The sequence below is a fragment of the Streptomyces sp. SGAir0957 genome, from assembly GCF_043523415.1.
In genome coordinates this window covers 562944-577816 of the sequence record NZ_CP027293.1, presented here as the reverse complement: position 1 = coordinate 577816, position 14873 = coordinate 562944, and the positions used below count along the sequence as shown (strand labels likewise).

Genomic DNA, 14873 nt, shown 5'->3' with positions numbered 1-14873 from the left:
CGTCGGAAACGACGCGGCCGCACTCGGCGGACCGTGGGACGGGAGAGCCATGTACCGGCAGGGAGACGTGCTGATCGTGCCGCTCGCGGAGGGCGCGGTGCCCCCGCACACAGCGGACGCCCCCGACGAGCCGCGGGACGCCCGAGGGCGGCTCGTGCTCGCGCTGGGCGAGGTCACCGGCCACGCCCACGCGGTCGTCGGACCTGGCCGACTGGTGCGCGAACCGGGCCCGTTCGGCCCGCTCCTGCTCCATCTGCCCGACGGGGGACGGGTGGTGCACGAGGAGCACGCGGCGATACCGCTGCCCAAGGGCTGGTTCCGCGTGATCCGGCAGCGGGAGTACGTGCCGGGGTCGGTGCGGATCGTGGCGGACTGAGCTGGACAGGGGCGGGGACGTCGAGTGAGCGCGGACGGGGAGATGCGGGGGATGCGGGGGATGACCGACATGATGGGGGCGGATCGGATGACGCCGATGGAAGAGATGGGTGCACCGGCCGGGGGCGGCGCAGCGGCCGAGGGTGACGCACCGGCCGGGACGGTTGCGTCTGACGGAGTAGGCGCACCGCTCGGGGCGGGGGTGCAGGAGGTCGCGGGGAGCGGCCCGGCGGACCTGGCGCACTGGCGGGCGGTGGCCGCCGCCACCGGGCCCGCCGACCGGGATGCCGCCGAGGCCGGTGTGCGGCGCGCCTACCGTGCGGCCGGGCTGGCCGAGCCCGAGCGCATCCTGTGGGCGGACTCGCCCCGCGCCGCCGTGCTGCTGCTCGTGCGGCTGGCCGAAACCGGCGAACAGGGTTCCCCCGTCCGGGACGTGATCCGCAACGCACCATGGGCCGAGGCCCGTGAGCGGCTGCACGCGCGGCTCGGCCCGGCCGGTTGGGCCGCGCACTGGAACGCCACGGGCGGCCGTCTGTGGGACAGCACTCAGATGCTGGTCGACCGCATCAGAACGGGCCTGGTGGAGGAACTGTCCGCGCCGTCGCGCACGGTCGCGGGCGCGCGGGACCGCAGGAGCGAGACCGCGATCCGGCTGATGCTCCTGGACGCGGTGCTCGGCCAGCACGAGGCGGCCTGGCTCAGCGCCTTCGGGGCGGCGGACGCGGAGTCGGACCTGCGACTGTTCGCGCTCGACGGGTTGGCGCAGGTCGCCCGGTCGGCCGGATGGTGGTGGCCGTACGAGCGGGTGGCCGTGGTGTGCGAGCGGCCCACCGCACTGCACCGCGACGAGGCCGGCCGCCTCGACTGCGCGACAGGGCCCGCCCTGGCCTTCCCCGACGGATTCGCGCTGCACGCCTGGCGCGGTATGCCCGTGCCCGCGGACTTCCTGGCCGGGCTCGCCGGGCTGACCCCGCAGCGCATCCGCGAGGAGGAGAACGCGGAACTGCGCCGGGTGATGCTGGAGCACTTCGGCTACGACCGCTATCTGACGGAGTCCGGCGCGGAGCCCGTGCACCGGGACGCCACCGGCATTCTGTGGCGGGTCCAGCTCCCCGGCGACGAGGACGTGGTGATGGTGGAGGTCGTCAACTCCACCCCGGAGCCCGACGGCACCCACCGCACCTACTGGCTCCGCGTGCCCCCGCGCACGAGAACCGCACGCGAGGGCGTCGCCTGGACGTTCGGCCTGCAGGCGGACGCGTACGAGCCACAGCGCGAGACGTGACGGCGACGGCGACGGTGACAGCCCAGGCAGCGGATCCCGCCGGGTCGACGAACAGCGCGGCCGACGGCGCGAGCGCCATCACGGAGGAGTGGCACTTCTACAGCGGTCTGCAGCGGTCTGCAGCGGTCTTCAGCGGTCTTCAGCGGTGTACAGCGGCGGTGATGCGTTGGTTGCCCGGCACCGTGGCCACGACCGTGACAGTGACCGGTGCCACCACCGCAATCCGCGTTTGAACGTGTTCAAAAGAGGCGTACGATCCTGTCATGAGTGACAGAGCCGCCCAGCTCAAGGGCGTTCGTGCGTGGTTGGTCCTCTTTGTCGTGTGCCTCGTGCTCAGCGGGGCCACGGCCTTTCCGCTCGTGCATGAGCTGCGCTGGGCCGAGGACCTGTTGAACTGGCTGTCCGTCGGTGAGCACCTGCCCGCGCTGATGGAGTGGGTGGAACGCGTCCGTGCCGGACTCGACGAGGCCGACGCGGACTATCCGTTCCTGCTCTACGGCACGGACTGGCTGGCCTTCGCCCACCTTGTCATCGCCGTCGCGTTCTACGGGCCCTACCGCGACCCGGTGCGCAACGTCTGGGTGATCGAGTTCGGGATGATCGCGTGCGCCGGGATCATCCCGCTGGCCCTCATCTGCGGGCCGGTCCGGGGGATTCCCTTCTGGTGGTCGGTGATCGACATGTCCTTCGGGGTGTTCGGGTTGATCCCCCTGTACGTGGTGCGGCGGAAGATCAAGCGGCTCGAGGCGCTGACCCGCACATCCGGCGACGCCGCCCCCGTGCCGGCCTGAGTGACCGAGTGGCTGACAGCCCGTTCGGATCCTGGCCGCACGATCACAGGTCCGTCCCGGAGGACGTCACCCGTCGTCCGTCGCTCGCCTTCGACGAGGACGGCCTCCTCCGGCGGGTGCTCGCTCCGTCCGGGCAGGACGTCGTCGTACGCGGCCTGGTCAGGTGACCGCGGCGCGGCCTGTTGGCCGACGGGCACGTGCCCGTCACCGTCTTCAGGTCCCGCGCCGCGACGCGTCGCCCTCGTGCTCAGCGGCCGAACGCGCGGCGGCCCGGTCCGCGCTCACCGAAGATCTTGGTCAGGGTCTTCGACCGGAACAGGACGATCTGGGTGATCACCTGGAGGAGGATCCACGACACCGCGTACAGGGCGCCGTCCAGAGCGGGCACGGTGTCGACCGGGAGGGTGTACGCCATGATCAGCCGCGCCAGCGCGTCGCACAGCAGGCCGACGCCCCACAGCACGGTCAGGGCGCGCCATACGCGGCGGAAGCCCGCGTCCGACTCCCACAAGTGCTCCAGTTTCTCGGTGCGTCCGGGCAGCAGGGTGCGCAGTGCCTGGTAGGTGAACGGCCGCGCGGTGAACAGGGTGATCAGGAGCCAGACACCGGCCAGCGCGGTGAACAGGCCGTTGCGGGCCAGGGCGATGCGCGGGTCCGAGGTCAGCAGCGAGGCCAGCGCGCTCACCAGGAGCAGGGCGACGGTGAAGACGCCGATGGCGTCCAGTTTGCGGTGGCGTATCGCGGAGTGGAGCGTGTGCAGCGCGGGTGCGGAACCACTGAGCAGCAGTGCGGTGATCTCACTCGCACCGGCTTCGCGGAGCACGTAGTAGAGCCCGACGGGCAACACGATGTCGCAGACGACGGTGATCACGAAACCCCAGCGTGAGGAGGAGGTTTCGGGTGGGGTGGGGGGAGTCGCCGTCGTGGGCTGGGGGCTGGGTGTGGGGGAGGTCATGAAGTGTGCTCCAGGGGGAGGGCCTTACGGCGTACGCTGCACGGCCTGCGTACAGCGGTCGAACATGTCTGCCAGTTCCCGGGCGCACCGGTCGAGGTCGAGCGCCGCTTCGCACACGTGGTGGCGCAGGACGTTGTCGATGGCACCGCGAATGGCCAGAGCCATGGTGAGGCAGTCGAATTCGGCGAACTCCCCGGCCGTGCGGCCCTGTTCGAGGAGTGCGCCGAGCCGGTCCACCGACATGACCCTGCGTTCGATGGTCTCCAGGCCGGTGATCTGCTGATCCCCGATCATCCGCACGATCTCGGTGAGCGCCTGGGTGTCGAGCGGATAGCGGGCGGCGAAGTCGAAGTGGGTGATGACGTACGCGCTGAGCTTTCCGCGACAGGTGTTCTCCTCGCTCATCCGCGCACCCGCCAGTTGGTCGGCCTTTTCCATGATGGTGTGGACAACTTCGGCGAACAGCTCGGGTTTACCGGAGAAGTGGTACGAGATCATCCCGGTACTGCTGAGTTGGGCCTGCTGTGCGATCCTCGTGAATGACGTCTTCGCATATCCGGATTCGGCGAGCGATTCGATAGCCGCCTGTACTATCTGGGCTCGCCGTGCTTTCTGCGTGAAGGTCCGGGTATTCGCCTTGGCTGTCTTGGCCATCATGGCTTCAGGTTAGCCGGGTCATGATCGGGATTTTCCTAAAGTTCAAGAGTCCGTAGTCGCGCGGTGACACGTCCCTGTGCCTCGCGCGGCTCCTTGCCGGTCAGTGCGCCTGAACCCGCCGTGCCGTCGCGCGGACGACGTCCACCAGATCCATCGTGGCGAGGGAGCCGGTGTGCGGCCCAGTGGTCACCCCGGCGCGTATCGCCTCGGCGAACTCGTCGAGCAGCAGCATCAGTTGATCCGCCGCAGGCAGGGTCAGCCGCTCCTCGCGGTCCTGTTCCTCGATGAGCAGCGTCGGCTGGTGGGTGGGCGGCGGGGTGAACGCGCGCGTCACGGTCAGCCGCGCCCGGTCGCCCCACAGCGTGTAGGTCGACGCGTAGGTGTGCTCGAATCCGAACGTAAGATCGGCCAGCACCCCCGACGGGGAGGTCAGGAGTACCTGCCCCGACAGGTCGAGGCCGTCCGAGGCCCGGGTGCGCAGCGTCGCGCCGGCCACTTCGAGACCGGGACCGAGCAGCAGCACGGCGGCCCGCAGCGGATACACGCCGACGTCGAGGAGCGCGCCGCCGCCCAGACGGGAGTCGTAGCGGATGTCGTCGTCCGGCAGCGGCGGGATGCAGAACGCGGCGCTGAACGAGGCGGGCCGTCCGAGCCGGCCGTCGGCGGCCAGCGCGCGCACCCGGTCGTGCTGCGGGTGGTGGAGGAACATGAAGTTCTCCCGCAGCGTCAGGCCCCGCTCCGCCGCCAGCGCGCACAGCGAGCGCGCCTCGGCCGCATCGGTCCCGAGGGGCTTCTCCACCAGGACGTGCTTGCCCGCGCGCAAAGCCCGCTCGGCCCACTCGTGGTGCAGGGCCGTCGGGGTCGACACGTACACGGCGTCGATGTCGGGGCGCGCGAGGAGCGTCTCGGCGTCCTCCTCGGCCGCGCACCCGAACTGCTCCGCGAACAGGGCCGCCTTCTTCGCCGTCCGTCCGGCGACGGCCACCAGGTCCCATTGCGGCATCCGCGCCATCGTGGGCAGTACGCGCCGCTTGGCGATCGACGACGTACCGATCGCTCCCAGCCGCAGCGGCGCGGCCGCGGGCGCCGTCACAGCGACCTCAGCGCGGTGATCAGGGTGCGTGCCTGCACGTTCAGGTGGTGGCTGTAGCGCAGCAGCTCGTCGACCTGGTGCGCCGACACCCAGCGGAACTCGTCGGACACGAGGGGCAGCTCGTCCTCGACCTCGATGATCATGTAGTGGCTCTGCGCCTCCAGGAAGCGCCCGCCCTCCTCCGACAGCAGCACGTCGTACGCGGCGGTGCCGCGACGCTCGCGGACCTCGTCCCAGTACGGCGGCCAGGCGTCCGGCGGCAGCTCCGCGTAGTTCTCGGGCGTGTACTGCACCGTCGGGCCGAGCTCGACGACGGTCAGGAAGCCCGCTTCCGCGCGGGCGCGCAGCAGGACGTGCGGTACGCCGTCCACCCGCCGGACGAACAGCGCCGCCGTGCCCGTGCCGTGCGGCGCGATGAGCGGCTGCGACCACGCCGCGACCTCGCGCCGTCCCGAGACGACGTCGACCGCCACGACGCTGAAGTGGCGTCCGCTCACATGGGACACGGTGTGCGGGTCGCGCCGCCAGCCCTCGGTCTCGGCGAGCCCGATCGGCGTCACCCGTACGTCGTGCTCCGCCCTGCGCCGGGTGATCCAGCTGCGGATCTCGGCGTCCGTGTGCAGGGAGGGGGCGGGGCCGGTGGCGTCGGGCCGCCAGTCCGGCAGGCAGGACAGGACGGTACGGGCGTCCATGTTCACCACGTTGTCCTGCCGCAGAAGCATGTTGACCTGGCGCAGTGTCAGCCAGGCGAAGTCCTCGCCGGCCTCGACCTCGGGGCCGACCCGCACGATCATGTTGCGGTTCCGCTTGCGCAGGAACCAGGAGCCCTGCTCCGACTGGAGCACGTCGGCGATCACCGAGCCCGGCTCGGGGCGGCGGAAGCAGTCCAGGTACTTCACGGCCGAACCGCCGTGCACGCGCAGGTAGTTGCTCTTCGTCGCCTGGATCGTCGGGGACAGCTGCATCCCGTTCACATTGCCCGGCTCCGACTTCGCCTGCATCAGCAGGTGCGGGATGCCGTCGAAGTCCCGTACGGCGATCCCCAGGATGCCGATCTCGGGCTGGTCGATGACGGGCTGCTCCCACGCGGCCACCGGGCCGAAGTCCGAGCGGACCCGCAGCCCGTGCACCGCGAAGAACCCGCCGCTCGCGTGGCGCAGGTCGCCGGTGCCCTCCTCGAACCGCCAGCCGTCGAGCTCCGCGAACGGCACCCGCTCCACCTGCTGCGGCTGCGTACGACGCCGGTCCTCCAGCCACGCGGCGAGCTCCACGTCGCTCAGCACACCGCCCTCGACGGCCGCCGCCGAAGCGGCCAGCGCCGCCCGGATGCCGGCCTCCTCGCCGCGCGACGGCGCAGGCGCGGTTGTCGGAGCCATGGATCTGCCCTTCTCTCGATGCGGGACGGCCCCAAGACTGCCCGCTCGAATTCCGGCATTCGCCTAGAACATCGCCCTTGCGGCGGCTTCCCCCGCTGGCTACTATCCGCGGCCGCTTACGGTCCGCCCGGCCCGAAAACGTTCGCCGTGGGGCCTTCGCCAAAACCCGCGACATGCCGGTGGCCTGTCCGCCGGAAGGGCCCTAGAGATTCCCCTAGAGCGTTTCCTCCCCTCGCCGGACGGCCCCCGACCTCGTGCGAATGTGTGAACCGTCCCCGCCCTCCCGCCCTCGGTATTTGGAGTGCCATCGATGAACGAGCCGGTGCCCACCGACGTCCGGAACACCGCTCCGGGCCCTGAGCCCGTGGCTGTCGTCGGCCTCGCGTGCCGGCTCCCCGGCGCCGACGATCCGGCCGCGTACTGGCACCTGCTCACCGAGGGCCGCGGCGCCGTCACCGACACCCCCGAGGACCGGCGCACCGGTGTGCCCGCCGACGGCTGGCCCACCCCGCACGGCGGCACGGCGCCCCTGCGCGGCGGATACGTGACCGCCCCCGCCGACTTCGACGCCACGTTCTTCGGCATCTCGCCCCGCGAGGCCGACGCCATGGACCCGCAGGCCCGGCTCGCCCTCGAACTGGGCTGGGAAGCACTGGAGCACGCCGGCATCCCCGCCACCGCCGCCCCGCGCGCCACCGCCGTCTACCTGGGCGCGGACACCTGCGACTACGCCGACGTCGTCCGCGACGCCGGGCAGGGGGCGGGACACCACACCCTCACCGGCCTCAACCGCTCCCTCATCGCCAACCGCCTGTCCTACGCGCTCGGCGTCAGCGGCCCCAGCATGACGGTCGACAGCGCGCAGTCCTCCTCCCTGACCGCCGTCCAGCTCGCCTGCGACAGCCTGCGCCTCGGCGACAGCGAAGTCGCCCTCGCGGGCGGCGTCCACCTCAACCTCAGCCCCGAAAGCACCCTCGCCGCGGCCCAGTTCGGGGCGCTCTCCCCGGACGGCGCCTGCCACACCTTCGACGCCCGCGCCAACGGCTACGTACGCGGCGAGGGCGGCGGAGTCGTCGTCCTGAAACTGCTCTCCCGCGCCCTCGCCGACGGCGACCACGTCCACGCCGTCATCCGCGGCGGCGCCCTCAACAACGACGGCACCGGCACCAGCATCACCACCCCCGACGCCGACGCCCAGGCAGCCGTCCTGCGCGCCGCCTGCCAGCGCGCGGGCGTCGACCCCGCGGGCATCGGCTACGTCGAACTGCACGGCACGGGGACCCGCGTCGGCGACCCCGTCGAGGCCGCCGCGCTCGGCGCGGTCCTCGGCACCGCGGAAGGCCGGCGCGCGCCGCTCGCCGTCGGCTCCGTGAAGACCAACATCGGCCACCTCGAAGGCGCGGCGGGCATCGCGGGCCTCCTGAAGACCGTGCTGTGCCTCAGCCACCGCCGGCTGGTGCCCAGCCTCCACCACGAGGAGCCGAACCCCGCCATCGACCTGGACGGCCTCGGCCTCCACGTCCAGCGCGCGACCACCGACTGGACCCCGGCCGTCCCCGGCACCCCGCTGCGCGCCGGAGTCTCCTCCTTCGGCATGGGCGGCACCAACGTGCACCTCGTACTCGAAGAGGCTCCGGCGACGGAGGCGGCCCCGGCGACGGAGGCGGACCCGGGGGCCGAGACGACCGTGCTGACAGAGACGGCCGCGACGACTGAGGCGACTGGTACGACCGAGGCCACCGAGGCCGCGGCGGAGCCCACCGTGCCGTGGCTGCTCTCCGCCGCCACGCCCGAGGCGCTCCGCGCCCAGGCCGACCGCCTCGCCGCGCACGTCCGGGACAGCGGAGCCGGCCCCGTCGACACCGCGTGGTCACTGCTCACCACCCGTACCCACCTCGCGCACCGGTCCTTCGCCGTGGGCGCCGGCACCACCGCTCTGCTCGACGGAATCACCACCGCGACCCCGGCGGGACCGGTCGACGGGGACATCCACCGCCCGGTGTTCGTCTTCCCCGGCCAGGGCAGCCAGTGGCCCGGCATGGCGGCCGAACTCCTCGCCGGATCGCCCGTATTCGCCGCCCGGCTCGCCGAGTGCGCGGACGCCCTCGCCCCGCACGTCGACTGGGACCTCGCGGCCGTCCTGCGCGGCGACCCGGACGCCCCGCCGCTTGACCGTTCCGACGTCGTACAGCCCGTCCTGTGGGCCGTCATGGTGTCCCTCGCCGCTCTGTGGCAGTCCCACGGGATCCGGCCCGCCGCCGTCGTCGGTCACTCCCAGGGCGAGATCGCCGCGGCCGTCGTCGCCGGCGCGCTCAGCCTGGAGGACGCCGCGCTCGTCGTCGCCCTGCGCAGCAAGGTCCTCGTCCCCCTCGAAGGCCGCAGCGGCATGGTGTCGCTCGCCCTCGCCCAGGACGACGCCGTCCGCTTCGTCGCGCGGTGGGGCGACCGCGTCACCGTCGCCGCCCTCAACGGGCCCGCCTCCACCGTCGTCTCGGCCGACATCGACACCGTCACCGACATCCTCGCCACCGCCGAACGCGAGGACGTGCGCGCACGCCGCGTCGGCATCGACTACGCCTCGCACTCCCCGCACGTCGAACCCGTCCGCGAGGAGATGCTGCGCGCCCTCGCCCCCATCACCCCGCGCCGCCCGGACGTGCCGTTCCTGTCGACCGTCACCGGGGACTGGCTCGACCGCCCGGCCACCGACGCCGCCTACTGGTACGACAACCTCCGCAACCCCGTCCTCCTCGAACCGGCCCTCCGCGCCCTCACGCTCGCGGGCCACGGCGCCTTCGTCGAGGTCAGCCCGCACCCCGTACTGACCGCACCGGTGCAGGACACCGTCGAGACCAGCGCGGGCCCCGGGCACGCCGTCGTCACCGGCACCCTCCGCCGCGGCCAAGGCGGCGCCGCCCGCTTCCAGACCTCCCTGGCAGCCCTGTGGACCCGGGGCGCCGACGCCGACTGGACACCCTTCTTCACCGGCCTCGCACCGCGTCGCGTGCCGCTTCCCACATACGCGTTCCAGCGCCGCCGCCACTGGATCGGCGGCGCTCCCGGAACCGTGACGCCGCACCGGACGCACCGCACGCACCCGAACGTGGACGCTGCCGACACCGCCGCTACGGACCTTGAGCGCGACCGCGTACTTGCCCGCGACGGCGTACTTGCCCGCGATGCCGCGCTGGACCGCGATACCGCGCTGGACCGCGATACCGTGCCGGACCGCGATGCCGCGCTGGACCGCGATGCCGCGCTCGACCTCGTCCGCGACTGTGCCGCCGTCGTCCTCGGCCACCCGGACCGCACCCAGGTCGACCCGCAGCGAACCTTCAAAGAACTCGGCATCGACTCCGTCACCGCCGTGGAACTGCGCGACCGGATCAACACCCTGTCCGGCGCCCGCCTCCCCACGACCGCCGTCTACGAGTACCCGACCCCCGCCCGCCTCGCCGCGCACCTGAGCGCCCCCGACGCCGCGACCGACGACACGGACCGCCCCGACCGCCGCACCGCCGCGGACGAGCCGATCGCCATCGTGTCGATGGGCTGCCGCTACCCCGGCGGCGTCCGCTCACCGGAAGACCTCTGGCGCCTGGTCCGCGACGAGGCGGACGCCGTCTCCGCCTTCCCCGCCGACCGCGGCTGGGACCTCGACGCCCTCTACGACGCCGACCCCGACCGCACCGGCACCACGTACGTCCGTGAAGGCGGGTTCCTGCACGACGCGGGCGAGTTCGACGCCGCCTTCTTCGGGATCTCGCCGCGCGAGGCGACCGCGATGGACCCGCAGCAGCGGCTGCTCCTGGAGACCACCTGGGAGACCGTCGAACGGGCCGGACTCGACCCCCGCGCCTTGCACGCCAGCACCACCGGCGTCTTCGTCGGCGCCACCGCGCCCGAGTACGGTCCGCGCCTGCACGAGGCCGGAGAGGCCGTCGAGGGGCACGTCCTCACCGGCACGACGGCCAGCGTCGCCTCCGGCCGCATCGCGTACGCGCTGGGTCTGGAGGGGCCGGCGGTCACGGTCGACACGGCCTGCTCCTCGTCGCTCGTCGCCCTGCACCTCGCCGTCCGCGCCCTGCGCGCCGGAGACTGCTCGCTCGCCATCGCCGCGGGCGCCACCGTCATGTCGAGCCCCGGCATGTTCGTCGAGTTCGGCCGCCAGCGCGGACTCGCCGCCGACGGCCGCTGCAAGCCCTTCGCCGCCGACGCGGACGGCACCAACTGGGCCGAAGGTGTGGGCGTTCTGCTCCTGGAGCGCCTGTCGGAGGCGCGGGCCAATGGCCACCAGGTGCTCGGTGTCGTACGCGGCTCGGCGATCAATCAGGACGGCGCGTCGAACGGCCTGACCGCGCCGAACGGCCTCTCCCAGCAGCGGGTCATCCGCGCGGCACTGGCCGATGCAGGCCTGTCGGCCGGGGACGTGGACGTGGTCGAGGCCCATGGCACGGGCACCAAGCTCGGCGACCCGATCGAGGCGCAGGCGCTGCTTGCCACCTACGGGCAGGAGCGCGCGGCCGAGCAGCCGTTGTGGCTGGGGTCGTTGAAGTCCAACATCGGTCACGCCCAGGCCGCGGCAGGAGTCGGCGGCGTCATCAAGATGGTGCAGGCCATGCGGGCGGAACTCCTCCCGAGGTCCCTGCACGCCGAAGCCCCCTCGCCGCTCGTCGACTGGCAGTCCGGCGCGGTGGAGCTGCTGGCGCAGACCCGGGACTGGGCGGAGCCCGACGGGCGTCCGCGCCGGGCCGCGGTGTCGTCCTTCGGGATCAGCGGCACCAACGCCCACGTCATCCTCGAAGCCGCACCCGAGCCCGTCGTCACCGACAAGCCCGAGAGCGCCGTCACCCTGCCCTGGCTCGTGTCCGCCCGCACCCCGTCCGCGCTCGCGGAACAGGAGCGGCGGCTCGCGGAGTTCACCGCCGACACCACGACCCATGACCCGGTGGATGTGGCGTGGTCGTTGTGGCGGTCGCGGTCGGCGTTCGAGTGCCGGTCGGTGGTGGTCGGGGGAGAGCCGGTGGTGTCGGGCTCGGCGGTGGCCGCGGCGTCGTCCCCGGTGTTCGTGTTCCCGGGGCAGGGGGCGCAGTGGGTGGGGATGGCGGTCGAGCTTCTCGACTCCTCTGCGGTGTTCGCGGCGCGGTTCGAGGAGTGTGCCGTCGCGCTGGACGAGTTCGTTGACTGGTCGTTGATGGATGTGGTGCGGGGTGTGGAGGGTGCGCCCGGGTTCGACCGGGTGGACGTGGTGCAGCCTGTGTTGTGGGCGGTGATGGTGTCGCTTGCGGCGTTGTGGGAGTCGTTCGGTGTGAAGCCGGCTGCGGTGGTGGGGCATTCTCAGGGTGAGATTGCTGCTGCTGTGGTGGCGGGTGCGTTGAGTGTGTCTGATGGTGCTCGGGTGGTGGCGTTGCGGTCGCGTGCGATCACGGCGTTGGCCGGTCGTGGCGGCATGGTCTCGGTTGCGCTTCCGGCGCAGGGTGCTCAGGAGTTGGCCGATCGCTGGACGGGTCGGGTGTCGGTGGCCGCCGTGAACGGGCCGACCTCGACCGTGGTCTCCGGTGACGCCGACGCGCTGGATGAGCTGGTCACGTACGCCGACGCCGAGGGCATCCGCGTCCGCCGCATCGAGGTCGACTACGCCTCGCACTCGGCCCATGTGGAGTCCATCGAGGCCGAGTTGGCGGACGTTCTGGGTTCGGTGACGGCCCTGGAGCCGTCCGTTCCGTTCCTGTCCACCGTGACGGGGGAATGGATCGACTCCGCTGTCACGGACGGCCGGTACTGGTACCGCAACCTGCGCCAGACCGTGCAGCTGGCGCCCGCCATCGCCGCGCTGGTCGCCGAGGGCCACGGCGCGTTCCTGGAGATGAGCCCGCACCCGGTCCTGACGGTCCCGGTCGCCGAGACCGTCGAGGACGCGGGCGCGGATGCGGTCGTGGTGGGTTCGCTGCGGCGCGGTGAAGGCGGCCTCGACCGCTTCTACCTCTCCCTCGGTGAGGCCTGGGCGCGGGGCGTTGCCGTCGATTGGGCGCCTGCGTTCGATGGTCTGTCTCCTCGCCAGGTCGATTTGCCGACTTATGCCTTCCAGCGCCGCCGTTACTGGCTTGAGGTGCCGAAGGCGCAGGTCGCCGCCGACCCTGTCGAGGAGCAGTTCTGGCGGACCGTCGAGGAAGGTGACCTGGAGGCGCTCGCCGGCACGCTCGGTGTCGAGGAGGGGCTGGACGCGGTCGTCCCTGCCCTGGCCGCCTGGCGCACCGCCCGTCGCGAGCGGGGCGCGGTCGACGGCTGGAGGTATCGCACGGAGTGGAGGCCCCTGCCCGTCGCCGCGCCGGCGTCGATCGGCGGGACCTGGCTGCTCGTCGTCCCGGAGCAGTTGGGCGACGATCGGCTCGTCGCCGAGGTGCTGTCCGCGCTGGAGACACGCGGCGACCGTGCGGTCGTCGTGACCGCCGCCGGAGACCTGGACGGTGCCGCGTTCGCCACTCTGCTCGCGGAGTCCGGCGCCGGGTCGGCCGACTACGCCGGGGTGCTGTCGCTCCTGGCCCTGGACGAGCGCCCGCACCCGCGGCAGCCCGCCGTGCCGCTAGGCCTCGCCGGGACCCTCACGCTCGTCCAGGCCCTCGGCGGCGCGGAGATCGACGCACCGCTGTGGTGTGTGACCCGGGGTGCCGTGGGCACCGGTCCGCAGGACGCGCCGACCGCGCCCGGGCAGGCCGGTGTGTGGGGCCTCGGCCGGGTCGCCGCCCTGGAACACCCCAAGCGGTGGGGCGGGCTCGTGGACCTCCCGGCCGCCGGGACCGACCAGGCCGTCGACCTGCTCCTGGACACCGTCACGGCGGGCACCGCGGAGGACCAGGTGGCCCTGCGCGACGGCACGGCGTACGGCCGTCGCCTTGTCCACGCGGCCACCGGCGGCAAGGCGGCCCCGCGCGAGTGGAAGCCGCGCGGCACGGTCCTTGTCACCGGCGGTACCGGCGCGCTCGGCGCCCACGTCGCCCGTTGGCTGGCGGCGCGGGGAGCGGACCACCTCGTCCTCACCGGCCGCCGCGGTGACGGCGCCCACCTGGCCGACCTGCGGGACGAACTCGCGGCCCAGGGCACCCGGCTCACCGTCGCCGCCTGCGACACCGCGGACCGCGACGCCCTTGCCGGCCTGGTCGGCAGCCTCGCCGAGGACGGCAGCCCCGTACGTTCTGTCGTTCACGCGGCGGGCGTCAGCGTGCTCGGCCCGATGGCGGAGACCGGCGTCGACGACCTCGCCGCCACCCTGTCCGGGAAGGTCCTCGGCGCCGCCCGCCTCGACGAGGTCCTCGACGCCGCCGAGCTCGACGCCGTCGTCTACTTCTCGTCGATCTCCGGTACGTGGGGCGTCGCCGACCACGCCGCGTACGGCGCGGCCAACGCGATCCTCGACGCCCGCGCCGAACGCCGCCGCGCCGACGGCGCCCCGGTGCTCTCCGTCGCCTGGGGACCGTGGGCGGGCGGCGGCATGATCGCCGAGTCCGTCCAGGACGACCTGCGCCGCAGGGGCGTCCCCGTCATCCGGCCGAGCGCCGCCGTCGCCGGGCTGCAGCAGGCCCTCGACCACGACGACACGGTCGTCGCGGTCGCCGACGTCGACTGGCGCCGTTTCGCCGAGGTCTTCACCTCGGTGCGCAGCAGCGCCCTGCTGGCCGAACTGCCCAGCGCACAGGCCGAGAACACCGACACAGCGGTCAAGGACGGCGACGAGACCTCCGCCGCGCTCCGCGCCCTGGCCGACCTCCCGCCCGCCCGTCGACTCGCCGCACTGCGGACGCTCGTCGCCACCCATGTGGCGGCCGCACTGGGCCACGCCGACACCGAGGCCGTCAGCGTGGAGGCCGCGTTCAAGGACCTGGGCTTCGACTCCCTCACCGCCGTCGCCCTGCGCGACCGGCTGCACCGCGCCTCCGGCCTCAAACTCCCCACCACCGTTGTCTTCGACCACCCCAGCATCTCCGCACTCGCCGCCTTCCTCGACGACGTCGCGTTCGGGGCACAGGACCACGAGCAGACGGACACGCGGCCGGGGACCGAGGTGGCGCGCGCGGCGGACCTCCGGGGCGCGGGCGACGACGAGGACGACGACCCGATCGCCATCGTCTCCATGGGCTGCCGCTTCCCCGGCGGCGTCCGCACCCCGGAAGACCTGTGGCGGCTGGTCCTCGACGGCACCGACGCGATCACCCCGCTCCCCACCGACCGGGGCTGGGACCTGGCCGCCCTCTACGACCCCGACCCCGACCACCTCGGCACCAGCTACGTGCGCGAGAGCGGGTTCCTCGACAGCGCGGGCGAGTTCGACGCCGCCTTCTTCGGC

At 72.9% G+C, this 14873-nt stretch carries 9 protein-coding genes (1 of these 9 only partly in view); 5 read left to right on the top strand and 4 right to left on the bottom strand.

From position 1 onward, the window contains the following. The first annotated feature begins 49 nt into the window (after positions 1-49). The 4 genes from C1N81_RS07635 (at position 50) to C1N81_RS07620 (ending at position 2618) form a co-directional block, all read left to right on the top strand. The gene (locus tag C1N81_RS07635; RefSeq protein ID WP_394427938.1) at positions 50-376 is read left to right on the top strand and encodes a hypothetical protein; all 327 of its coding nucleotides are present in this window, start codon (positions 50-52) and stop codon (positions 374-376) included. Between the two features lie 105 nt (positions 377-481). Then, positions 482-1660, top strand: coding sequence for a DUF6745 domain-containing protein (locus C1N81_RS07630; RefSeq protein ID WP_394437791.1), 1179 nt, complete (start codon positions 482-484; stop codon positions 1658-1660). Positions 1661-1923: 263 nt separating this feature from the next. Continuing rightward, a complete protein-coding gene (locus tag C1N81_RS07625) occupies positions 1924-2451 on the top strand; it encodes a hypothetical protein (RefSeq protein ID WP_394427937.1) in 528 nt (175 codons plus the stop codon). An 8-nt stretch (positions 2452-2459) separates the two neighbouring features. After that, positions 2460-2618: a hypothetical protein gene (locus C1N81_RS07620; RefSeq protein ID WP_394427936.1), complete on the top strand. Its 159-nt coding sequence runs from the start codon at positions 2460-2462 to the stop codon at positions 2616-2618. Positions 2619-2698: 80 nt separating this feature from the next. Here C1N81_RS07620 and C1N81_RS07615 read toward each other — a convergent pair whose 3' ends face one another. The 4 genes from C1N81_RS07615 to C1N81_RS07600 all read right to left on the bottom strand — a co-directional run bounded on the left by C1N81_RS07615 (position 2699) and on the right by C1N81_RS07600 (position 6532). After that, on the bottom strand, positions 2699-3322 hold the full coding sequence (locus C1N81_RS07615; protein WP_394427935.1) for a VC0807 family protein: 624 nt from the start codon (positions 3320-3322) through the stop codon (positions 2699-2701). Positions 3323-3430: 108 nt separating this feature from the next. Further along, complete coding sequence (locus tag C1N81_RS07610) at positions 3431-4063, bottom strand: TetR/AcrR family transcriptional regulator (RefSeq protein ID WP_394427934.1); 633 nt, start codon at positions 4061-4063, stop codon at positions 3431-3433. 100 nt (positions 4064-4163) lie between these two features. Beyond that, positions 4164-5156 carry a Gfo/Idh/MocA family protein gene (locus tag C1N81_RS07605; protein ID WP_394427933.1) on the bottom strand — a complete coding sequence of 331 codons (993 nt, stop codon included), beginning with the start codon at positions 5154-5156 and terminating at the stop codon, positions 4164-4166. Further along, positions 5153-6532 (bottom strand): NDP-hexose 2,3-dehydratase family protein, encoded by a 1380-nt coding sequence (locus tag C1N81_RS07600; RefSeq protein WP_394427932.1) that lies wholly within the window; start codon positions 6530-6532, stop codon positions 5153-5155. The genes C1N81_RS07605 and C1N81_RS07600 overlap by 4 nt, the downstream gene beginning before the upstream one ends. Before the next feature lie 310 nt (positions 6533-6842). On the opposite strand from C1N81_RS07600, the gene C1N81_RS07595 reads away from it, so the two are divergent. Further along, positions 6843-14873: the 5' portion of a type I polyketide synthase gene (locus C1N81_RS07595; RefSeq protein WP_394427931.1), read on the top strand. It continues 4569 nt past the right edge of the window; the window shows 8031 of its 12600 coding nt (coding positions 1-8031); it begins with the start codon at positions 6843-6845; the stop codon falls past the right edge of the window.